18 protein-coding genes and 1 pseudogene are annotated in these 23451 nt (G+C 53.6%); all 19 read left to right on the top strand.

Features of this window, described 5'->3' with window-relative positions; genetic code table 11:
* Positions 1-244: 244 nt before the first annotated feature.
* Positions 245-5131, top strand: coding sequence for an Ig-like domain-containing protein (locus BLW10_RS01285; protein ID WP_143116983.1), 4887 nt, complete (start codon positions 245-247; stop codon positions 5129-5131).
* Between the two features lie 257 nt (positions 5132-5388).
* Positions 5389-6024 (top strand): precorrin-8X methylmutase, encoded by a 636-nt coding sequence (locus BLW10_RS01280; protein ID WP_091331699.1) that lies wholly within the window; start codon positions 5389-5391, stop codon positions 6022-6024.
* Positions 6025-6067: 43 nt separating this feature from the next.
* Positions 6068-6541 (top strand): IS607 family transposase, encoded by a 474-nt coding sequence (locus tag BLW10_RS01275; RefSeq protein WP_091331698.1) that lies wholly within the window; start codon positions 6068-6070, stop codon positions 6539-6541.
* Positions 6542-6562: 21 nt separating this feature from the next.
* Positions 6563-7480, top strand: coding sequence for an RNA-guided endonuclease TnpB family protein (locus tag BLW10_RS01270; RefSeq protein WP_091331696.1), 918 nt, complete (start codon positions 6563-6565; stop codon positions 7478-7480).
* 57 nt (positions 7481-7537) lie between these two features.
* Positions 7538-8251 (top strand): annotated as a pseudogene (locus BLW10_RS14165) (precorrin-2 C(20)-methyltransferase); the annotation flags it as partial.
* A 48-nt stretch (positions 8252-8299) separates the two neighbouring features.
* Positions 8300-9106, top strand: coding sequence for a precorrin-3B C(17)-methyltransferase (gene cobJ / locus BLW10_RS14160; RefSeq protein ID WP_425425871.1), 807 nt, complete (start codon positions 8300-8302; stop codon positions 9104-9106).
* Between the two features lie 30 nt (positions 9107-9136).
* Positions 9137-10288, top strand: a complete 1152-nt coding sequence (locus BLW10_RS01260; protein WP_091331693.1) for a hypothetical protein — start codon at positions 9137-9139, stop codon at positions 10286-10288.
* Positions 10289-10294: 6 nt separating this feature from the next.
* Positions 10295-11014: a tRNA (N6-threonylcarbamoyladenosine(37)-N6)-methyltransferase TrmO gene (gene tsaA, locus BLW10_RS01255; RefSeq protein WP_091331691.1), complete on the top strand. Its 720-nt coding sequence runs from the start codon at positions 10295-10297 to the stop codon at positions 11012-11014.
* Between the two features lie 85 nt (positions 11015-11099).
* A complete protein-coding gene (locus BLW10_RS01250; RefSeq protein ID WP_091331690.1) occupies positions 11100-11474 on the top strand; it encodes a response regulator transcription factor in 375 nt (124 codons plus the stop codon).
* 14 nt (positions 11475-11488) lie between these two features.
* Positions 11489-12106, top strand: coding sequence for a chemotaxis protein CheX (locus tag BLW10_RS01245; RefSeq protein ID WP_091331688.1), 618 nt, complete (start codon positions 11489-11491; stop codon positions 12104-12106).
* 12 nt (positions 12107-12118) lie between these two features.
* Positions 12119-13114, top strand: coding sequence for a sensor domain-containing diguanylate cyclase (locus tag BLW10_RS01240; protein WP_091331686.1), 996 nt, complete (start codon positions 12119-12121; stop codon positions 13112-13114).
* Between the two features lie 221 nt (positions 13115-13335).
* Positions 13336-15252 (top strand): methyl-accepting chemotaxis protein, encoded by a 1917-nt coding sequence (locus tag BLW10_RS01235; RefSeq protein WP_091331685.1) that lies wholly within the window; start codon positions 13336-13338, stop codon positions 15250-15252.
* A gap of 317 nt (positions 15253-15569) precedes the next feature.
* Positions 15570-17222, top strand: a complete 1653-nt coding sequence (locus BLW10_RS01230; RefSeq protein ID WP_091331723.1) for a chemotaxis protein CheW — start codon at positions 15570-15572, stop codon at positions 17220-17222.
* Positions 17223-17378: 156 nt separating this feature from the next.
* Positions 17379-18050 carry a DUF3782 domain-containing protein gene (locus BLW10_RS01225; protein WP_091331683.1) on the top strand — a complete coding sequence of 224 codons (672 nt, stop codon included), beginning with the start codon at positions 17379-17381 and terminating at the stop codon, positions 18048-18050.
* A 27-nt stretch (positions 18051-18077) separates the two neighbouring features.
* Positions 18078-19157 carry a chemotaxis-specific protein-glutamate methyltransferase CheB gene (gene cheB / locus BLW10_RS01220; RefSeq protein ID WP_091331681.1) on the top strand — a complete coding sequence of 360 codons (1080 nt, stop codon included), beginning with the start codon at positions 18078-18080 and terminating at the stop codon, positions 19155-19157.
* Positions 19158-19161: 4 nt separating this feature from the next.
* On the top strand, positions 19162-19785 hold the full coding sequence (locus BLW10_RS01215) for a HEAT repeat domain-containing protein (protein WP_091331679.1): 624 nt from the start codon (positions 19162-19164) through the stop codon (positions 19783-19785).
* 8 nt (positions 19786-19793) lie between these two features.
* Complete coding sequence (locus BLW10_RS01210; RefSeq protein WP_091331677.1) at positions 19794-20642, top strand: CheR family methyltransferase; 849 nt, start codon at positions 19794-19796, stop codon at positions 20640-20642.
* Positions 20642-21016, top strand: coding sequence for a response regulator (locus BLW10_RS01205; RefSeq protein ID WP_091331675.1), 375 nt, complete (start codon positions 20642-20644; stop codon positions 21014-21016). Before BLW10_RS01210 ends, BLW10_RS01205 begins: the two co-directional genes overlap by 1 nt.
* Positions 21013-23418, top strand: a complete 2406-nt coding sequence (locus BLW10_RS01200) for a chemotaxis protein CheA (protein ID WP_091331674.1) — start codon at positions 21013-21015, stop codon at positions 23416-23418. Before BLW10_RS01205 ends, BLW10_RS01200 begins: the two co-directional genes overlap by 4 nt.
* Positions 23419-23451: the final 33 nt, after the last annotated feature.

Below are 23451 nucleotides of genomic sequence, written 5' to 3'. Positions count from 1 at the left end.
CGGCTACTTGTTCCGCTGTCCAGCCCGTTGCCAAGAGAACTACCGCTTTGATCCGATCGGCTTCACGTTTATTCTGTGTTTGACGATGCGCTTTTCGCAGCTCAATCAACTGATCAGTCGACAGTGTGTAGTTAAGCATAAACTAAATGAATGCAAAGCTGGTTTCAAAAACGAAAATTTCAAATGAGCTTAGTATACCAATGTCATAACCATTGATGGACAGCAAATTGATGCTATTGTTACGTTGTCTGAGTTATCTAATGCAACAGTTAGCAGTTTTGATTCAACAACAAATCCTTATGCAGACACTACGACTGTTGGTGCGAAATCATTTCAGCCAAATGTTAATATAGCAACAGTTGGCGGTTACGCGACTTTTAACTTTAAGTTTATTTTGGGCGGATCAGGGCTTACGTCTAGCAATTACAATCCGTCAACAAATGCTGGAACAGCCGTTACGCTGCAAAATGTTTATGTTAATTCGTTTGACTTGGATGGAGCAGGCGGTTCAGCAAGCGGTCGGCAATTTACAGATTTTTCAGGTATTGGAAGTTACAAACTGAGCACAACAACAAAGTTAGAAAAGCTAGATTTAGCTAACAATGTAACGCGGTTTAAAACAACCATTGGCGGTAATATTACTACCATTCCAGGTTTAACAGCGGAAGCTGATAACATCCGGGTGCAAGTTAAATATGCAAACGTTACTGAAACACAAATTCGGGTTGGCGATCTCGGCGCAACAGGTGTTGCGTATTATGGAATTAAATTTAGCCGCCTCCCAGCATATATTTCTGGTAACAGCTCACCAATGCTGGATCTGGATAGCGATAATTCCGGTGGTGCTACTGGCTCAAGTTATAAAACTAACTATAGCATTGGCGGTGCTGGGGTAGCGGTTGTTGATACAGATCTATCCATCGCAGATGAGGAAGACGCTAATCTTCAATCAGCTACGGTTGTGCTGACGAATGCAAAAGCGGGTGATACATTAACCGTGGGAGATTTGAGCGGGCTTGGAATTACCAGCGCAATAGATACGTCCACTTCTGGCAAAGTAACAGTGACGTTGAGCGGTACAGCGTCAATTGATAATTATGAAGCCGCGCTTCAACGCATTACGTTTAATAATTCAAACGGATCGCCTGACACTACAGATCGCATAATTACCGTTACCGTTAAGGATAATTATTTATCCTCGCCGACGGCGAGTACGACGGTTTCGGTTAGTGCCGATACCACCGCACCGACGATTGCGATCAGCAGCAACAAAACTGCACTCAAGGTCGGCGAAACGGCGACGCTCACCTTCACTTTGTCGGAAGCATCGAGCGACTTCAATGTCAACGACATCACCGTCAGCGGCGGCACGCTCACCAACTTCAGTGGCAGCGGCATCAACTACACCGCGACCTTCACGCCAACTGATGCCACAGGTGCAGTCAGTGTGGCGAGCGGCACTTTCACTGATACCGCTGGCAACGCCAACACAGACGGAGCTGAAGCTGACAACAGCGTCAGCCTGACCTACGACGGCACCGCACCGACGATTGCGATCAGCAGCGATAAGACCGCACTCAAGGTCGGCGAAACGGCGACGCTTACCTTCACTTTGTCGGAAGCATCGAGCGACTTCACTGTCAACGACATCACCGTCAGCGGCGGCACGCTCACCAACTTCAGTGGCAGCGGCATCAACTACACCGCGACCTTCACACCGAATACGGCGAATGGCTTAGTCAGCGTTGGCAATAACGCCTTCACCAACGCGGTCGGCAATGCCAACGCCGATGAAGCCGACGCTGACAACAGCGTCAGCCTGACCTACGACGGCACCGCACCGACGATTGCGATCAGCAGCGACAAAACTGCACTCAAGGTCGGCGAAACCGCGACACTGACCTTCACGCTCTCTGAAGCCTCAAGCGATTTCACCGAGGCCGACATCACCGTCACCGGCGGCAAGCTGAGCAACTTCAGTGGCAGCGGCATCAACTACACCGCGACCTTCACACCGAATACGGCGAATGGCTTAGTCAGCGTTGGCAATAACGCCTTCACCAACGCGGTCGGCAATGCCAACGCCGATGAAGCCGACGCTGACAACAGCGTCAGCCTGACCTACGACGGCACCGCACCGACGATTGCGATCAGCAGCGACAAAACTGCACTCAAGGTTGGCGAAACGGCGACGCTCACCTTAACTTTGTCGGAAGCATCGAGCGACTTCAATGTCAACGACATCACCGTCAGCGGCGGCACGCTGAGCAATTTCAGCGGCAGTGGCACCACTTACACCGCGACCTTCACACCGAATACGGCGAATGGCTTAGTCAGCGTTGGCAATAACGCCTTCACCGATACGGCGGGTAATTCCAATATCGACGAAGCTGAAACCAATAACGCCATTAGTTTCACCTATGACTCCAATGGATTGAAAATCATCGGCACTCAAAATGTATCAGAGGGTTCGCAGGCTATTTTTACGATCACGTTAAATAGTGCGACAGAACAGCCAGCATCGATTCAATTAACATTAGCAGATGCCACTGACACAGCAATTCTAGGTTCGGATTATGCTGAAAGCGTTTCCGCCTATTATTTTGCTGGTGATAACCGTATTTCGGTCACTATTGCGAATGGTATTGTTAACCTGCCTGCTGGTGTTGCAACGCTATATGTCTCCGTTGCAACAATCAATGATAATAATTATGAAGGCAGCGAGCAACTAACCCTAACTGCTCAGTTATCTAATAATCAATTTGCAGCGGCTGTCAGCACGATGATTGATGATGGCTCCGGTCAGCAGTATGATGAACGCGGTCAAGGCGCTCTTGTAGATCAACCTGATGATGATCGCTTGCTGACAATTCCTGACGTAACCGTCAATGAAATAGCGCCACATGCAGTTTTCCGCATTGCGGCTGATAGCAACCTCTATTTCTCATTGGCTTTACGCGATGGCGCAATTGATTTTGCTACAGGTGAGGCAATTGCTACTACCAACGCCGATTATCAGAATTCACTTGAAGTTTATAATGGCTTCGATTGGATTGCTTATGTACCTAATAGCTTGGTTCATGTTCCAGAAAATGCCAGCGTTTTGCTTGTGCGCGTTCCCATTGCGAACGATGATGTTTATGAAGGCGCACATGCTTTCACGTTAGAAGCGCGTATTGACGGCACACAGGCACCGGTTACTGCACGCGGTATTATTGGTGACTTTGGAACGGGCGCGATATTTAATGACAGCGGCGCTGAAAATCGCACAGCCCTTAAAGATGATGACCGCTCTATTAAAATTAATAGCCCCATTGTTAATGAAGGCTCAACGTACACTGTTTTCACGCTAAATGGCCGACCTGGTAATCTCAATCTCAGTCTGCAAACTGGAACTGAGCCAGGTGCAGCGACTATTCAGACTAACCCAGACAGAATTGAATTTTGGGATGGTAGCAATTGGCTGAATTACAACGGGTCAAATGCGGTTATCCCCGATAGCGGTACGCTGTTAGTGCGTGTCGAAATAAGCGCCGAGCAAGATGACGACCGTGAAGGTTCTGAAATTTTCGAATTACAGGCTATTCGCGGCGAGGAAGAATCATTAGGTCGTGCGACAGTCCGCGATGATGGAACCGGCGTGATTTATACCTTTGATACAAGCGGCGCATATAGCGGTTCGACGACGCAAAACCTAGATGATGACTTCGATCAGGATGGCATTACGCCAACAACTGAAGAGGCTTTAGCAACGCTTGCCGCTTCTCAAGGTATTGGTGCGTCTGAGATTGGCGATCTAAATGGCGATGGTCTTCAGGACGCTGAACAAAACGCGCTTGCAACACTGGCTTGGAGAACTACGGATGATTTCGAGCAAGGAAATGATGGAACGCTCACACAAAGTCAAGCAATTGTGTCAATAGGTATTTTGGCCCCGGATGCTGAAACAGATGCAGCAATTTCACAGACTAGTCAACTGCTAAATATTCGCGTTGAGCGGTATGATGATATCGACACGAATACTGAAGTCGTTGTTGATGAAGTGAGTCAGCATCGCACGATAACCTTGGTGAGTGGCTCGCACGTGACAACTCCCTGGGATCCAATTCGTTTTGAGATTGCCGGGCAAGATAGTAATATTGACGGCACTATTGATCATCTGCTTACTGATGTGAGTGCCCGTGAAGGTACGCAAGTTCGGGTATCAATTAATGTCCGTGCGGCCGGATTAACGATTGAAGATGTGAATGCTTATATCAAATATGTATCAGCTGAGGCGCTCGCAGCTGGCCCATTATTTGATCTGGACGGCGTGCCAATTACAACAGTCGGTTGGTACGATTTCACTCGCCGTGATCCGAATAGCGATAGCGATGGCGCACGTTTTGTCGTTGAGAATGGGAAAATTGTCGCAATTGAATTGATTCTGACTGACAATGCATTCGGCGATAATAATCCTGCATTAGAGCGCATTTTAGATCCGGGTGTGCCAGTCTTAGCTGTGCGTCCGGTTCCGCCAATAGTTGAGCCAACACAACCCGCTACTGCTCCACTATCAACGCCACCAATACTGGAAGCAATTGTATTGAATAAACCGATTATTGGAGAGCAGCCGCAACAATTCCATACACAGCCAATTTTTGAATCGGCGCTTTTTGACGATATGCAATTTTTGCGGATGAATCCAGCACTTCATGTTTTGGACGAAGTGCAGCGCGTTCGCAGTTATGATCCTTTTGCGTTATCTGCGTGGGATTTGGGGGGGTTAACCGAAAATCTTAGTCTGCATGTGTTGCCAACTGTCAATGTTTCGCAAGCTGAGGCAATTCAATTGTCGCAGTCTTTGAATGATGTGCAAGTGTGTATCGCTGAGGATAACCAAACTTGTGCTCTCGATGAGGCATCGGCGGCTGAAATATCTGATGCGGTTAAGTCAGATCAATCAAAACAATCAGCCGCAGAAAACGCGGAAAACGCAGAAGCGGCTGAAGATGAGTTGGATCAAATGCCGCTGAATGCGGAACAGTCATCGCCAGTTAGTATGCGGCGTTTTAGTGAACATTTGCGATTGGCAGCGAATGAGCGTCATCCAGCGTTCCGAACGCATGTCGTGCATCAGAAGCATTATTGACACATGATCATTTAGGTTTGCGAGTGGCAGCGTGCTGAGTCATTCTGCCAACCGCATCTTGCCGCGCTGATCTGCCAAACCAAGTTTGGCAGCGTAAGGTGGGTCATTGGCTAAACAGATCAACGTGTGTCTAAACTTTGCGCTTATAATCTGTTGCTTTCTGATCGATTCCTCACCTAATCCCGCCCCAACCTGCCGCTCGGCGCGATTCTCGACCGCGAGAACCCGCGCCTGTTGTGTCTTATAGAGATTGAAGCATGATCGAATACACCCGCGACGCTCACGACATCTATCGGCAGTCGTTTGCCATCATCCGCGCTGAGGCGGATCTGAGCCGAATCCCCGCCGATCTGGAGGCGCTGGCCGTGCGCGTGATCCATGCCTGCGGGATGCCGGAGATTGTCAGCGATCTGGCATTCTCGCCGAATGCCGGTGCAGCAGGTCGGGCGGCGCTGGAAGCCGGTGCGCCGATTCTCTGTGATAGCCGCATGGTGTCGGAGGGCATTACGCGGGCGCGGATGCCCGCCGATAATCCCATTCTCTGCACCCTGCACGATCCAAGCGTGTCGGTACTGGCGCGTGAACTGGGTAACACCCGCACCGCCGCCGCGCTGGAACTCTGGCGGCCACATCTGGCCGGTTCACTGGTCGTCGTCGGTAATGCCCCGACGGCGCTGTTCCGCTTGCTCGAATTGCTTGACGAAGGTGCCCCCAAACCGGCGCTGATTCTCGGCTTTCCAGTCGGCTTTGTCGGCGCAGTGGAGTCGAAAGCGGCACTCGCCGCCAACAGTCGCGGCGTGCCCTTTGTCACCCTGCACGGACGGCGCGGCGGCAGTGCAATGGCAGCCGCTGCGGTCAATGCGCTCGGTCGTGAGCTGCACGATAGTCCATGATCTGCTATAGTTTGCACATGGAACCTACCAAACTCTACAAGCCATGTCAAACTACCTCCCAGGACGCCAAGCTGCAAAATTACTTGGCGTCTGTCAAAACACGCTCAGACTCTACGCGGATAGCGGAAAGATCGTTGCAATTCGTACTCCGTCAGGGCAACGCAGATACGATGTTGCTTCTTTCCTTAAAGGAAACATGGAACATCGCGTCGTGTGCTACTGTCGCGTCTCCTCTCCAAGTCAGCGAGACGACTTGCAACGACAAATTAGCTACTTGTTAGAAAGGTATCCTGAAGCTGAAGTTATTAAAGACGTTGGCTCCGCTCTTAACTATAAGCGTAAAGGACTTAAATCCTTATTGGGACGAGTCTTGCGCGGAGAGAAGCTCAAAATTGTGGTTGCCCACCGAGACCGACTTGCCCGTTGCGGATTTGAACTTATTGAATGGATTATCGACGAACTCGGCAGTGAAATCGTGGTTCTCGACGACACTATTAAAGAACCAGAACTCACATAAGATTTACTCACAATCATTCATATGTTCTCTTTTCGAGACGGAGCAGTTGCAGAAGCCTGTGAAAACGTGAAAAAGGCGATTGCTAAGTACAAGAATACTTCGCAAGTCAGTCGCGTGTCTTTTAAATCACGTAAAGAGATTCAGCAATCATTTTTTCTCAGAAACGATCAATGTTCAAAAGATCGTCGCGGATTTAACGTAAGGTCTTTAGGGAGCTTAAAGTTCTCTGAGGAACTTCCGGTGAACCTGCGAGATGGTCGCGTCGTAAAGTACGCAAAACACTGGTATGTCGCTATTCCGGTTACAAAAAGCACTGAGTGTACCGAGAACCAAGGGCGCTTAGTCTCCCTAGACCCAGGAATACGAACATTTCAAACGTTCTTTAGCGACCAGTTCGCAGGTCATCTAGGGCAACAAGACTTCCAAAGAATTGCGAGACTCGCAAAGCATTTGGATGATCTGTTGTCACGAAAAGACCGTGAGCAAAGTAAGCGTAAACGCTTATCCCTTACCAATGCCGCAAATCAAATTCGCGTTAAGATCAAGAATTTGGTTAGCGAATTGCACTGGAAGGTAACGAGATTTCTCACTGATAATTTTGATGTGATCTTATTGCCTACGTTCGATACGCAACAGATGGTTGTTAAAACAGCTAGAAAGTTGCGCAAGAAATCAGTCAGGTCGCTATTGTCCTTTAGCCATTACAAGTTTGGACAACGCCTTGAACAGAAGTGCATTGAGCGCGGCAAAAAGCTCATTCGTGTTTGCGAAGCCTATACCAGCAAAACTGTTTCATGGAACGGTAAATTGCTCAATATCGGGTCAGCAACAACGATTACATCAGAAGGGATCACGGTTAATCGTGACATCAACGGCGCTCGTGGAATCTTTCTACGAGCTTTGGTGGATTCGCCCATCCTCATTGAGGGTGCGTGTTAATTGTCTACAAGTTTTGTAGATTTCATTAACGAAATTGAATCAGCATTCTTAATCATTATGGGCACCGGACGTCTCTACGGCCTGGGCGTGGGGCCAGGTGATCCTGAACTCATCACGCTCAAATCTTTGCGCTATCTCCGCGCCGCGTCGGTGGTCGCGTACTATGCAGCACGCGATAAACCGGGCAATGCACTGACGACCGTGCTCCCGCATCTGCGCCCGGAGCAGATTCGCGTGCCGCTGATCTATCCCGTCACCGGCAAAAAACCCGAACCGCCCTATGATTACGAGGGCGCGATGCGCGAGTTCTACGACGCCTCAGCCGCGCAGTTAGCCGTGCATCTGGATGCTGGCCGCGATGTGGTGGTTGTGAGCGAAGGCGATCCGTTGTTTTATGGATCGTTTATGTATCTGCATGACCGGCTGGCCGAGCGGTATCCGACTGAGGTTGTGCCGGGGGTGTGTTCGGTGTTAGCCAGCGCCGCTGTGTTGGGCACACCGCTGGTTTACCGCGATCAACAGTTTCAGGTGCTTGCCGCGACCCTGCCCGAGGCGACCTTGCGCGAGCGGCTCGCTGGGGTCGAAGCGGCGGCGATTATGAAACTCGGCAGTAATTTCGCCAAAGTGCGGCGGGTGCTGACCGAGTTGGGATTACTGGAACGGGCACGCTATGTCGAACGGGCGACGATGGACGGCGAGCAGGTGCGCCATATCGCTGAGATTGATCCCGAGAGCGTGCCGTATTTTGCGATGATTGTGATTCCGGGCCAACGCTGGCCGGGCGCTGAGGCGGCAGAGAATGCGGAGACCGCGCTGCCATTGTCCCCAGCTCACCCCGCGCCCGCGCCGCAGTCGGGGCGTTTAACGGTCGTCGGGTTAGGCCCAGGGGCAGCGGAACTGATGGCTCCGGCAGTGCGGGCGGAACTCGATGCAGCGCAAGATATCGTCGGTTACACGACCTATGTCGAGCTGGCCGGCCCGTTCCGCCCCGATCAACGCTTACTCGATTCAGATAACCGTCAGGAATTGGCGCGGGCGCGATTAGCGTTTGACTTGGCCGCACAAGGTCGGCGCGTGGTGGTGGTGTCGTCCGGTGATCCGGGCGTGTTTGCGATGGCCGCTGCGGTGTTTGAAGTGCTAGAACAGGCCGATGATCCCGCGTGGCACGCGGTCGAGTTGGCGATTCTGCCCGGCATTTCAGCAGCGCAGGCAGCAGCAGCGCGGGCTGGCGCACCGCTCGGACATGATTTCTGCGTCATCTCGCTGTCGGATAATCTCAAGCCCTGGTCGATCATCGCGCACCGCTTGCGCCACGCGGTCGATGCTGATTTGGTGCTGGCGCTGTATAACCCGCGTTCGCTGGCACGTCCGACGCAGTTTGCCGATGCGTTGGCGATTCTGCGCGAACGCCGTGCGCCCGAAACGCCGGTCGTGTTGGGGCGTGATATTGGGCGTGCTGCTGAGTCGTTGACAGTGACGACATTGGCGGCGCTTCAGCCGGAGCAGGTCGATATGCGCACGGTGGTGATTGTCGGCTCATCGCTGACGCGACAGGTGGCGCGGGCGGCTGGTGGTCAGTGGGTGTATACACCACGCTGGTGCTCACAAACACGCGCAACAGACTGATTCAAATGCGACTGTTTTGAATGGTTTTTTATGGGCCGTTTCAGTTCCGAAACCGTGTTGAATGCCATTCTGCTTTGTGGCGCACTGGTACTCACGAGTTCAGTTGCCGCCGCACCCGCACCGCTGCCGCGTGCGCTGGCGTTTGATAATCCGCGCTGGTTAGCATTGCTGCCGCCATTGCAGATTCCCTTGCCGCGCTTGTCGCCCTATGCGCCGTTGCTGAAGCCCAGCACGTCTTTGAGTGCGCCGCCTGCGGGTGCGCCAGCACCAGAAGCATCTGATAGCCCGCCACCGCCGTTGAGCGATGCCGCGCCGATGGTAACGCCGAGTCAAGCTGAGGCGGTGACTGAGGCGGTTGCACCGCGTCAAACCGATGCGCCGCTGAGCGCCGCGCTGCCGCCTGCTTATCCGGCGTCAGTGATTGGGCAAATTGTCGCCGACACGCCCGCGCCGCTGGTACCTGCTGCACCAGTCACGCCGCCGCTGGTCGCCGATCAACCGACTGTAGCGCCGGTTGCGCCAGCAGTTGTTCCAACTGTGCCGATTGAATCGCGCCCCATTGTTCCTGAACCGACTTCTGAACCGACGCCAGTTCTAGCGGCGCTTCCTACTGCGGAATCAGCGCCGGTTACGACGACCGCATCCCCCGTTGTTGTCTCGGAAACGCCGGTCGCGGAGATTTTGGTCTCCGATCTCACCGCCGCCGAGGTGCCAACAGCCGCGCCCGCCACCGCAATCGCTCGGTTAGATCCAGCAGCGGTTCGCTCAGATCAAGCAGATCCAGTCGATCAAACAGAATCTGATCGCACCGCGCAAGCTGCGCAAGCAACCGCAACGGCGCTGGCTCCGCGCACCACGCCGACACCGCATTCGCCGCGACACACTCGCAATCACCCGACGCGCTATCGCTGGCTGGTGCAAGTGTTAGCGGGACGGTCGCTCGAACGGGTCACTGAAGCCCAGCACCGCTTTGTGCGCCGCTACGGGAACTTGCTCGACGGGCGACGCCTCATCATCACCCAATCGACCCAAGACGAACTGCCGGAGACTTTTTATCGACTGCGCGTAGCTGAATGGCAGAGCGTGCGGCCGGCGATCTCGTGGTGTGAACAGTTGCTGGCGCGTGGCCATCAATGCTTTGTGCTACGCATTCCGCGTGAGGCGACGGCAGCGCCCGAATGATCCGCCATGCGCTGCAATCCGATTGGCTATATCCGCTCGCCCTATACCGACACCTTCGGCATTCCACGCCAGCCGCGTCTGGTCACTGCCGCTGAAGCGCGGCTCGAACTCTGCCCGGCGTTTGCGCGGGAAGAAGCCTTCAAAGCCCTCGATGGGTTTTCACACGTCTGGATTCTCTTCATCTTTCATCACGATTGCCTTGAGGCTGGCTGGAAACCGACCGTGCGCCCGCCGCGCTTAGGTGGACGGCAATCGGTCGGTGTATTTGCCAGCCGCGCTCCCTATCGACCTAACCCGATTGGTCTCTCGGCTGTCGAGCATCTGGGCTTAATCCGCACTGCAAGCGGCTTGGCGTTGCGACTGCGCGGCGTCGATATGCTCGACGGCACCCCAGTGCTCGACATCAAACCCTATGTGCCCTATGCCGACGCCATTCCCGAAGCCCGCAGTGGTTTTGCCGTAGCACCAACGGCACTGACCGCCCGCTCGGTCAGATTCAGCGCCGCTGCCAGCGCCGCCCTCACGCGCTATGATCCAGATGGCAGCCGCGCACTCCGTGAACTGATTACCCAAGTGATTGCCCAAGACCCGCGCCCCGGCTATTTGGATCGTTATCCCGAACGGCGCGAATTTGGCTTAAATCTCATGGAGTTAGCGATTCACTGGCGCTTAGAATCCGACCATAGTCTGATTACAGCGATTGAGCTGGCCGCTGCTGCTCGCTAACCGCTGCTCAGATGGTCTGAAGCCATCCGCACGCGCCGTCTGGGGTATATTAAGCGCAACACGTTCCCTGCTTCCTGAACTACGTATGAGCACAGCATCCCATTCCCTCTTGATCGTTGACGACAGTCGCATGTCGCGCATGATGCTCAGTCGGTTGATTGCCGATCTGCGCCCCGACTGGCGCATCACCGAAGCGGCCAGCGGTAACGAAGCCCTCGAACTGATTGAACGCGATCCGCCCACACTGGTCAGTCTCGATGTCAACATGCCTGGCATGAGCGGTCTGGAAGCGGCCGGGCGCATTCGCCTGCATCATCCCGATGTGCGTATTGTCATTTGTACCGCCAATATTCAAGATTACGTGCGTCAAGCAGCAGAAAAAGCCGGCGTGCAGTTCGTTTCTAAACCGATCACGCCGGAATCGGTCGCACACATGGTGGCGTTTTTCGAGGCAGAATAAGGAGAACTCTGTTTGTGTCTGAACTCAGCGAGCTTTATCGTGACGCACTCGGCGAGCTGTTCAACATTGGTGTGGGACGCGCCGCGCACAGTCTCAGCCAGATGGTGCGCAACGAGATCGAGCTATCGGCCCCTTTTGTTGATCTGATTCGCCCAGATGAAGTCGCCGTGACGCTCATGGGTTCAGAGTTTCAAGAACTGAGCTTAGTGAGCATTGATTTTGCTGGCCCCTTTGCATCCAAAGCGATGTTGCTCTTTCCCGAACGCAATGCGCTGGCGATTTTGAGCAATATGCTCGACCCGGAATTAACGCCCGAGGAAGTCGCCGAATTTGAGCAGGAAGCCATGTGCGAAATTGGCAATATTATTTTAAATGCCTGTATGAGCACGCTGGCCGATGAATTTCAGATCGAATTACACGGCGGACTGCCCGAACATTTTTTTTGCGATACCGATTCGCTGGCGCAGTTTGCTGCTGATAGTGCCGATCACTTGGTCTTGTTATTGCAAATTCAGCTCAATATGCGCCAGCAATTCGTGCAAGGGCATTTACTGTTTTTATTGAGTTTCAGCTCGCTGCAAGCCCTGAGTGCCTGTCTGGAACGCTATCTTGATCGCTTTGGTATGGCTTAACGGACAGCACGCATGGATATCGAATTAGCCGAACAATTGATCGACAGTCTGCGTGTGGGGCTGATTCTGCTCGATCATGAAGGACGGATAAAATCTTGGAATGGCTGGATGCAGCATCACAGCGGCTTGACGCTCGCTGATGTGCGTGGGCAGCGACTCGATACCTGTTTTCCTGACATCAGCGGCAGTCGGCTCGAAGCGAGCATTACCGATACCCTGCGGTTTAAACTCTCGGCGATGCTTGCCCCGAGTCTGAATCCGAATCTGCTGCCGCTCTATCATCGGCCTGCTGATCGTCAGCATGATCAACGGATGCAGCAGTTGATTTACATCACGCCGCTGCGCCATCCACGCTGCGCCTGTTTAATCCAGATTCACGATATGACCGCCGCCTTGCGCCGCGAGCGGCGCTTGCGTGCGCAATCGACGCAACTGATTGAAACCAGCTATCAGGATGCGCTCACTGGCGTGGGCAATCGGCGACGCTTTGATCAAGATTTAGCGCAACGCTTTCGTCAAGCCCAAGATAAGCAGCGTCCGATTGCGATGTTGATGATCGATGTCGATAACTTTAAAGCCTATAACGATCATTTTGGGCATCAGGGCGGCGATGCCTGCTTAATTCAGGTGGCGCGGACTTTGCGTGAAGGCCTGCGCCGCGATGGGGATCGCGTCTCGCGCTATGGTGGCGAAGAGTTCGCGCTCTTGCTCAGTGAGACCGACCGCGAGGCGGCCTGCGCGGTAGCTGAACGGTTGCGGATGGCGGTCGAACAGCTCAATCTCCCGCATCCGCTCGCGTCGGGCATTGGGCATGTCAGTGTCAGCATTGGCGTAGCCGCTATGATTCCGACACGCGAACAGCTCTGTTACATCTTGGTCGCGCAAGCCGATTTGGCGCTATATTCGGCCAAAGATGCCGGGCGCAACTGCTGCATGTGGTACGACGCCGCCAGCGGGAGCGCCAGCCCACTTCCCGCCTCGCTCATCGCGGATCTCGCCGTCGATTAGCTATGCTCCATCCGCCCGTCGGCGCATCATTGTCAAGCGTCCTACGTCAAGTCGAAAATAGAACGCTCAGTTGACCCGTATCAGTGTGTTGACACATGCGGCGCGTTAAGATCGGCACGATGCGTGAGACAGCCAGATCGACCATCACACACTGGCCCGGCTGTGCGCGGCATCGCGGGTGTAACCGGCCAGTTACTTGAACTTCACTGTAGGACATTGTTATGGCACTCGTAAAAAAGACCTCCAGTTCGTCCGCCGCTGCCACCAACGACGCACGTTCCAGCGCCGCCACCGCCCGTGAAGCGGAAGCCCAGCGTAAACGCGCCCGCACGCTCGCCAAGCAACAGCAGGCCGCCGAGCGCGTGGCCTCAGCCACGGCCCAATTAGCTTCAGGAATTAACGAAGCCGCTTCTGCTGCTGAGGAACTGAAACGCTCCGCCGATCAGATTGCGACTGGCGCGGAAGAAGCCTCAGGTGCGGCCCAGGAATCGCTCTCTGCCTTCAAACAGGTCAATGTCGCGCTGGCGCGTCAGCTCAACAGCGCCAAAGACTCGCAAATCAAGATCGAAACTTCGCAATCACTGATTTTGCGGGTTAGCGGCGATGTCACTGGCTTAATTAACAATGTCAGCGTCGCGGCCCAGCGGCAGGCCGATTCCGTCAAAATGGTGGCGGAACTCGAACAGCAAGCCTCCAATATTGGTGACATCGTCAAAGCTGTGGCACGCATTGCCGATCAGACCAATCTGCTGGCACTCAATGCAGCGATTGAAGCTGCGCGTGCGGGCAAACACGGCAAAGGGTTCGCGGTAGTCGCCGACGAGGTGCGCACACTCGCTGAAACGTCCGAAAAAAGCGCCAAGCAAATTCAGGATTTAGTCGCGCAGATTCAAGGCGAAGTCAAAACCATCTCCGACGGCATCAATGATTCGGCGGAAAAGGTCAAGAGCGAAGTCGAAAACGGCAAAACCATCAATAGCCAACTTGAGCAAATCCGCGTCGATGTTGTCGAGATCACACGCGGCATTCAAGACGTAGCCGCCGGTGCCCAACAATCAGGCGCCGCTGCCCTGCAAGCACTCAAGGGTACGGAAGAAATCGCGGCTGCGGCTGAAGAGCAATCTGCTGCATCGGAAGAATCAGCAAAAACTGTCGCCGAACAAACGCAAGCGTTAGCCGAATGCGAGCAAGCGGCGCAGAATTTGTCAGAATTGGCCGAGGAATTAAAAAACTCGACCGATATTGCCAAAAGCGCCGAAGAAGTCGCCTCGGCTGCTGAAGAATTATCCTCGGCGGTGCAGGAAATCAATCGTTCCGGCTCGCAAATTATGGCCGCTGTCGATCAGATTCGCAAAAGCGCCCAAGTGCAAGCCTCTGCGACCGAAGAATCAGCCGCTGCTATTGCACAGATTGAAAAAGGGCTAGAGGTCGCATTGCAACGGGCGCAAAATGCCGGTGAAAAAGTTAAATCCATCAGTCAACTGCTAACGCTCAATAAGCAAAGCGTTGTATCCTTGATTGGCGGTGTTGCAGATTCGGTGACCGCTTCGCGCATCAGCTTAAAACAAATCAAGGATCTGGAATTGGTTTCGCGACGCATTGATAAAATCGTCGATGCGATTACCACGGTCTCAATTCAAACCAATATGCTTGCCGTCAATGGCTCAATTGAAGCAGCGCGGGCCGGTGAATTTGGTAAAGGCTTTGTGGTCGTTGCGACTGATATTCGTAATTTGGCCCATGATTCTGCCGAAAATGCCGACCGCATTAAAGATTTAGTCAAGGCGGTGCAAGATCAAATCGGCATTGTTGGGCGTGATTTAGAAGAAATTATGTCCTCAGCCACGACCGAAGCCGAAAAAGCCAAAACCATCACCACCGGCTTAAATACCATCGAAGCTGATATTGGTGTTGTCGAAAACAGTACCAACGAAATTCTTGCCGCTGCCAGTGAAATCGCCTCGGCGATTGCGCAAGTTAAAACCGGCGTTGAGCAGATTTCTGCCGCTGCGCAGGAAGCTGAAAAAGCTGCCACCGAAGCTGCTGCTGCATCTAAACAACAGGCGCAGGGCGCGGAAGAATTGGCCGCTGCCATCGAGGAGATCGCCTCGCTGGCCGATGAACTGCAAAGCGCCTAAGTCCGAATGTCAGTGAGCGGGAGCTGCTAACTGATCGCTGATTTTTGTTTAAACGTATTGACAGATGCTCAGGATGAGTATTGCTTGAGACCGCTAACAGCGGTTCAACGACGAGCTGATAGAGGACATTGCAAGTGGCCAAGCTTTCGTTTGGCGCTTTACCGCACGGGGATGAAACCTCTGGAGAGCCTGATCGATTGAGGGAATCCGGCGCCACTGAGCGTCAAGGGCTTGAGTTGGGCGGTTCGCCGCGTCAACCAAGTGCAGATAAATCCATTGAGCACATTCGCTCAAGTTAAATGGAGCAGAATGCCAGCATGACCCATGAACAGGTCGAGCCAGTGGTTGAGCCATTAGAGGATGTCGTCACAACTGAGCCGGAGCGAGAGCCGGAAGCGGCGACCGCAATTGCGCCGATTGTCACAGCGGATACAGCGGATGATGTGGCCAGCGAGGAGCACGAAGGCGATATTCGTCAATTCGTGATTTTTATTGGCGGCAGCGAAGTGTTTGCCGTCGATATGGCTCCGGTGCAAGAAATCATTCGCGTGCCAGATGTGGTGCGAGTGCCGCTGGCCCCAGCGACGCTGGAGGGATTAGCCAATCTGCGCGGAAAAGTGTTGCCAATCATCAGCTTACGGCGGCTGTTTGGCTTTCCTGAGCGCGAAAATGACGATTCAACCCGTGCGCTGGTGATTGATCTCGGGCAGCCGTTGGGGTTTGTTGTGGATCGCGTGCATAGCGTGGTCGGCGTCGAGCCAGGGCGCATCGAGGATGTCGGCGCTCTGACAACAACGGTGAAAACTGAGCTATTGGCTGGTTTGCTCAAAGAAGTCAGTGGCTTCCCGATGGTGATGGTGCTCGATTTTGAGCGGTTAATTGGTAATGAATTTGCCGCTATCGCTCATCTCGCGCACGCTACAGCGGGCGGGGCGCTCGGCGGTTTGGAGCATGAAGCGGCCACCGACGAAGAAGAGGCCAGCAGCGATGAATTACAATTAGTCAGTTTTGAGGTCGCGGCGCAGGAATATGCCGTCCCAATTGAAAATGTACAGGAAATCGTGCAATTCCCCGAACAAGTGGTGCATGTGCCACGTTCTGAAGCACATGTATTAGGGGTGATGACGCTGCGTAATCGGCTCTTGCCGCTGGTCTCGCTGCGCTGTTTATTTGATTTGGATGCCCGCGCCGCCGATGAACGCAGTCGTATTCTCGTGATTCGTCTCGGTGATATGGCGGTTGGTTTAGTAGTCGATAGTGTCAATGAAGTGTTGCGCGTACCAAAATCAGCCGTTGATGCAATGCCAAAACTTTTGGCGCGGCACGGCGATTTATCGGAAATCGCTGAGATTTGCCGACTCAATGCCGGAAAACGGCTGGTATCGATTATTTCGACCGACAATTTATTCCGTCATGCAACCATTCGCGAGGCGCTGAGTAACATGGATCAATTGCGCGATAACGAACGGCTCGATGATGAGACCGATAATAGTGATGAAGATAATGACGATGAAGAGCAAGTTGTTGTCTTTCGGCTCGATAAAGAAGAATTTGGTGTGCCAATTGAAAGCGTGCAGGAAATTGTGCGCGTGCCGGATGAATTAACGCATGTACCGAAAGCACCGCCGTTTGTTGAAGGGGTGATTAATCTGCGTGGTTCAGTGCTGCCGGTAATTGATCAACGCCGCCGCTTAGGGATGGCAACTGTGGCACGCAATGATCGACAGCGGATTATGGTATTTTTGCTGGATGGTGTGCGTACTGGATTTATTGTCGATTCGGTTGCCGAAGTGCTCAAGATTCCTAAAAATGCGATTGAAACCTCGCCGCGTTTATCACTAGAACAAGCGCGGTTAATTGCGCGGGTGGCGAATCTGGAGCAGCAAAAGCGCATGATTCAGTTGATCGAACCGTCGCGCTTGATCGCCGAAGAGCAGCGCGAGGAATTAGCCGCACTCGGCGAGGTGTAAGCAGTTCTGCGGTCTACCGGATGCGGCGATGAATCATTAGACAGGATTAACAGGATGCTTCAGGATTGACGAGATTAAATAATTTTAAGTCTGTTGATCCTGTCTAATTCTGTTGTGATCTTGGTTTGACAGCAAAACGTGTGAGAGGCGCTTAATATGGCAACCACAGCCGAAGATGTTTGGGAGATGTTGCGCGAGTTAATCGCCGCACAACGCGAGACCGATCAGAAATTCAAAGAAACGGATCGCCGGTTTCAAGAAACTGAACACCAGTTTAAAGAGATTGCGGAACGGTTTAAAGAAACCGACCTGCAATTCAAAGAAACAGATCGCCGATTCCAAGAGACCGAGCGTCAATTTAAAGAAACTGACCGTAAGCTCAAGGAATTGGGTAAGCAAATCGGCGGCTTGGGTGAGAAATTCGGTAGCTTTACCGAAGGGCTGGCGCTGCCGTCAATGGAACGACTGTTGCGCGAACGCTTCGGCATGGAAGTGGTTAGTCCCAGCGTGCGCGTGAGTAAAGACGGGCGACATCTGGAAATCGACACGCTTTCCTATGCGAATGGCTTGATTAACGCGGCCTATATCGTCGAGGTTAAAAGCCATTTGCGTGAAGAGGCGATTGCGCAATTACGCACGCTGCTTGAATCATTTCGTGAGTTTTTCCCCGAGCATCGCGATAAACAGCTTTACGGTATTCTCGCAGCGGTCGATTGTTCTGAAGCCCTGCGCGAACGTGCTATGCGCGAGGGCTTTTATGTCGCACGCATTCATGACAATGTTTTTGAATTGAATGTGCCCGATGATTTTCAGCCGCGAGTATTTTGAGTATTTTGAGTATTTTGAGCGTCACGTATGATTAAGCTGCTGATCGTCGATGATTCGGCGCTGATGCGCCGTCAGCTCAATGCGATTTTTGAGGCCGAAGGCGATTTTCAAATCCGGCTGGCGCGTAATGGGCGCGAAGCTGTTGAGGAAAATCGTGAATTTGAGCCGGATGTCGTCACGCTTGATATTAATATGCCGGAGATGGACGGCTTAACGGCACTGTCGTTATTAATGGCCGAACGTCCGGTACCGGTGGTGATGGTGTCGTCATTGACCGAAAAAGGCGCGATGGCGACCTTAGAGGCGCTCAATCTCGGCGCGGTTGATTACATTCCCAAACCCGGTGGGACGATTTCACTGTCGATGGTCGAAATCGAAGCCGAGATCATCGCCAAAGTGCGGGCGGCGGCCCGGGCGCGGCTGAAATCGTCACGCGGTCTGGCGGCGCGGATTCGCAATGGTGCCGCACCGCGTCCAGCAGCAGCGCGGACAGAATCAACCCAACGGGTGATCCGGCGCAGCGGCATACGCGGCGAAGGTGTGGTGTTGATCGGCGTTTCAACCGGCGGCCCGCGAACGCTCGAAGATATTTTGCCGCAGCTTCCGGCGGACTTTCCCTGGCCGGTGCTGGTCGCGCAGCACATGCCGCCAAGCTTCACTAAGCCCTTTGCTGAACGCATGAACGGATTGTGCGCACTCGAAGTCTCCGAAGCCAGTCGCCCGACGCCAATTGAGCCAGGGCATATTTATATCGGTAAGGGCGGCGCAGATTTGGTGCTGGCGCGTCGCGTCGGTAAGCTCACCGCGTTACCACGTCCTGAAAATCCGGATTTTCTCTGGCATCCATCGGTTGAGCTACTTGGGCGCTCGGCGCTCGAACATTGCGATCCGGCCACTGTGATCGCCGTGATGCTCACCGGCATGGGCTACGATGGCGCTGATGCGTTCACCGAACTCAAGCGACGCGGGGCGCGGACGATTGCCGAATCCGAAGAAACCGCTGTGGTGTTCGGGATGCCGGCCGAATTGATCGCCCGCGGCGGCGCAAATCTGGTGCTACCCGCCGAGCGCATCGCCGATCAAATTCAGATTTGGGTGGAGCGATAACCGCATGGGACTGAAAAAATCTCAGGATATGCCTACAACCAGTCAGGACGAACGGCGCTTGCCGCGTGATCTGGCCGGATTGCTGACCGCGCTCGCCGACACCGATCCGTTGGCGCGGCGCTGGGCGGCCCGCGATCTGGCGCAACATCCCGATGCAGCATCGGCGCTGGTGGAGCGGTTGAGCGTCGAGAGCGAGCCGAGCGTAACCCAAGTGATTCTCACCAGTCTGACGCTGATTGGCGATGAAACTGCCGTTGCCGGACTCAGCGAATGTTTACGCAGTGAAGATGCGATGTTGCGCAACGCCGCGATTGAGGCGATGAAGCAACTACCTGAGGAGGTCGCGCCCTGGATGGGGCGGTTGCTTGAAGATCCTAACCCCGATGTGCGCATTTTTGCCGTCGATGTGCTCGAATCCCTGCGTCATCCACAGGTTGAAGAGTGGTTGATTCGTGTCATCACCCAGGATGCGCATGTCAATGTGTGTGCAACAGCGGTTGATTTGCTCGGCGAGGTCGGCTCTGAACGCGCACAACCGGCGCTGCTGGCCCTCAAACAGCGGTTCGCCGATGAACCCTATATTCAGTTCGCCGCTGACCTTGCGCTCAAGCGGATTGCCGCCGATTAAATAATACTATGAACGATCCGCGCCACATTAGCGACGAGGATTTCCAGAAATTCCGCGAATTTTTTTATCGCAAAACTGGCATTCTGTTTGAAGACAGTAAACGCTATTTTGTCGATAAACGGCTGATTGATCGCATGGAATCAACCGATAGTGAGAATTTTCGCAGTTATTTTACGATGCTCCGGTTTCAGGCATCCGGCGATGAACTCCAGACCCTCATCAATACGATGACGGTGAATGAAACCTATTTTTTTCGTGAAGAATATCAATTTGAATGTCTCGTCGGCTCGATGCTCGAAGAAATCGCCGCCAAACGGACAAATCCCACAGCGCCAATTCGCATTTGGTCAATTCCATCGTCTTCGGGTGAAGAACCGTATAGCATTGCGATTTATTTGCTCGAATATTGGCCGCGCATTGAAGAAATCGATGTCGAGATTATTTCTTCTGACATTGATACCAATATTCTCACCCAAGCACGACAAGGGCGCTATAGTCCGCGTGCGGTGCAGCATTTACCGGCATCCTTGTTAAAAAAATACTTCACGCGCGTCGGCGAGCTGTATCAAATTGATGACAGTCTGCGCGATGCGGTGCAATTTACCCGCGCCAACGTGACCGATCCGGCGGATATGCGGTTGCATCGAAATTTCGATGTCATTTTTTGTCGCAATCTGTTGATTTATTTCGATGATCTGTCACGCAAACGTGCCGCTGAATCCTTTTATGATGCGCTCAATCCAGGTGGATTTATTTGTCTGGGGCATTCGGAATCCATGAGCCGGATTTCATCCTTATTTCGGGTGCGTAAATTCCCCGAAGCCATTGTCTATCAAAAACCCTGGGAGGCACGGTGATGAAACGGATTCTGGTCATCGACGATGCGGCAACGGTGCGGCTCTATCACCGTGGGATTTTGGAATCAGCGGGGTTTGAAGTCAGCGAGGCAGTCAATGGACTGGAAGCCTTAGAACGGCTCGCCGAGGGGCCATTTGATCTCTATTTAGTCGATATCAATATGCCCAAGCTCGACGGTTATGGGTTTTTGCGCGAATTACGGGCGAAAGACATGCCGCAAGCCCCAGCAATTATGGTTTCAACTGAGGCCGAGGACAACGATCAGCGCCGCGCCTATGCCAGCGGTGCCAATCTGTATTTGGTCAAACCGGCGAAACCGGCGCAATTGCTCGCTCATGTTCTGACTTTGCTTGGCGCGAGACATTCAGCATGAATGCGTTGCTCAATCAATTCTTAACCGAGGGGCGGGATTTCCTCGAAGCTATTGGCGCAAAACTGCTTGAACTCGAACGCACCACTGATCCAGGGCCGTTAATCGACGAATTATTCCGGCTGGTACATACACTGAAAGGCAATTCGGGATTATTTGATTTGCCCGAAATGACCCGCGTGCTCCATGCGGCTGAAGATTTAATGGATGCGGTGCGCGATGGGCGCTTGGAATTTAGTCGCGAGCTGGCCGATCAATTGCTCGAAGCAATGGATTTTGTCTCATTGTTAATTGATGAAATTGCTGAGGGCAGCGACGACGGGCAACCGCCGCGCACCAGTCATCATGCGACCGATGCGGCGCGTTTAGGTGCGGCATTGCGTGGATTTTTGGGGGGAGAGCTGACGGCAACCAGCGGCCAGCTTCCGGCTTCCAGCGAGCCGTCAGCGGCAGGCGGCGGCTGGTCGCTCGCGGCTGATGGCCAGCACCTGCCCGAGGCGGTGCGCATGGCGGTGCAAGCGCGGCTGACGGCAGGTGAAGCACTGTGCTGGGTGCGCTATCGCCCTGAAGCTGAATGCTTTTTTAAGGGCGAAGATCCGTTTTTTCAGATCATGCAGCTTCCCGAAGTGCTCTGGCGACAGGTCGGAGCGGTCGCAAGCTGGCCGCCGCTGGCAGAATTGGACGCCTATCGTTGTGTGTTGGAATTTGAAGTGATCGTGTGCGCCGCGTTGGAGGCGCTGGTTGAGCATTTCCGCTATGTGCCGGATCAGGTTGAGATTTGTTCGCTTGCGTCGGCATCGGCTGCAACGACGCATGGCAACACAACGGCGACGACCACGGCTGACAGCACGCGCTTGAGCGCCGAGGCGCTGGAGTCGATTCGCGTGGTGTTAGAGGCGCAGCGCGAGATTTTGGCGCTGACCGATACGCCAGCTTGGTTCAGCGGTCGGTTGCGGGCGGTTGGCGCGACCTTGCTGGGGATTTTGGCGACGCTGGAGCGCGATCCAGTCGCCAGCGGGCTGGAAACAGCCTTAGAAGCAGCGTTGGCGACCGATTCCGGCACCTATTTATTGCGTTGGCTCGATCATCAAACCTGGCCGACAGCGCACGCTGCGCCAGCCGTGCGAGCGGCGATTGTCACGCCTGCACCGCTAGGTCAGGGCGCTGGCGCACCGCGTGCCAGCGATGAGTCGGTTAAATTCGGGCGGCGTGCTGACGATCAATTAGCAACCAATCGCACGCTCAAGGTCGATCAAAGCAAAATAGATCGCTTGATGAATTTAATCGGCGAAATGGTCGTCGCTAAAAATGCACTGCCGTATTTAGCAGCGCGTGCCGAAGAACGCTATGGGGTGCGCGAATTATCGCGCGAAATTAAAGCGCAATATGGCGTCATCAATCGCATCGCCGAAGAAATGCAAGATGCGATTATGCAGATTCGGATGCTGCCGGTCTCATTTGTCTTTCAGCGTTTTCCGCGTTTGGTGCGCGATATTGCGCATAAACTCGGTAAAGAAGTACGCTTAATCATGGACGGTGAAAGCACGGAAGCGGATAAAAATATTATCGAAGCCTTAGCCGATCCATTGATTCATATTGTGCGCAATAGTCTCGATCATGGCTTAGAAACACCGGAACAACGGCGAGCGGCTGGTAAATCACCGGAAGGGCGCTTGACGATTAGTTCGCGGCAGGAATCTGACCGGGTGTTGATTGAAATTAGCGACGATGGACGTGGCATTGATCCGACGGTCATTCGCCATAAAGCCTATGAAAAAGGCATTATTGATGAAACAGCACTCGAACGCTTGAGCGATCAAGAGGCGATCAATTTAATTTTTGCCGCTGGCTTTTCAACTGCCGAACAGATTACCGATCTTTCGGGACGCGGTGTGGGCATGGATGTGGTGCGCAACGCCATTGCGCGGGTCAATGGCACCATTGATCTGCGCAGTCGCGTTGGCGCGGGTACCCAGTTGCGGCTATCGCTGCCGCTGTCGATGGCGGTGACCAATGTGATGATCGTCGAATCAGCCGGCCAGCGGTTCGGGGTGCCGATGGATGCGGTCGCGGAGACCGTGCGGGTGGCACAGCGCGATATTCGGTTAATTAAAAAGCGTCTGACGACGGTGCTACGCGGACGGCTGGTGCCACTGGTGGCGCTGAATGATCTGCTGGCACTCGACGCGGCGCAACTGGCCAACGACGATGACGAACTGGCGGTGCTGGTGGTGCGCATCGAGAAGGAATACTTGGGTATCATCGTCGATGACTGCCGCGAGACCATTGATATTATTCTCAAGCCATTAGCTGGGTTTCTCGGCAATCTGGCCGGTTATGCCGGTTCGGCGCTGCTCGGGGATGGTTCCGTGCTCTTGATTCTGAATCCACGCGAATTATTGTGAATCCGTGAATATAAGCCATATTGTGTGCGATGT

The sequence above is a fragment of the Allochromatium warmingii genome, from assembly GCF_900107145.1.
GTDB lineage: Bacteria > Pseudomonadota > Gammaproteobacteria > Chromatiales > Chromatiaceae > Thermochromatium > Thermochromatium warmingii.
The sequence above is the reverse complement of the archived record's forward strand: the minus strand, read 5'-3'. Positions and strand labels throughout refer to the sequence as shown.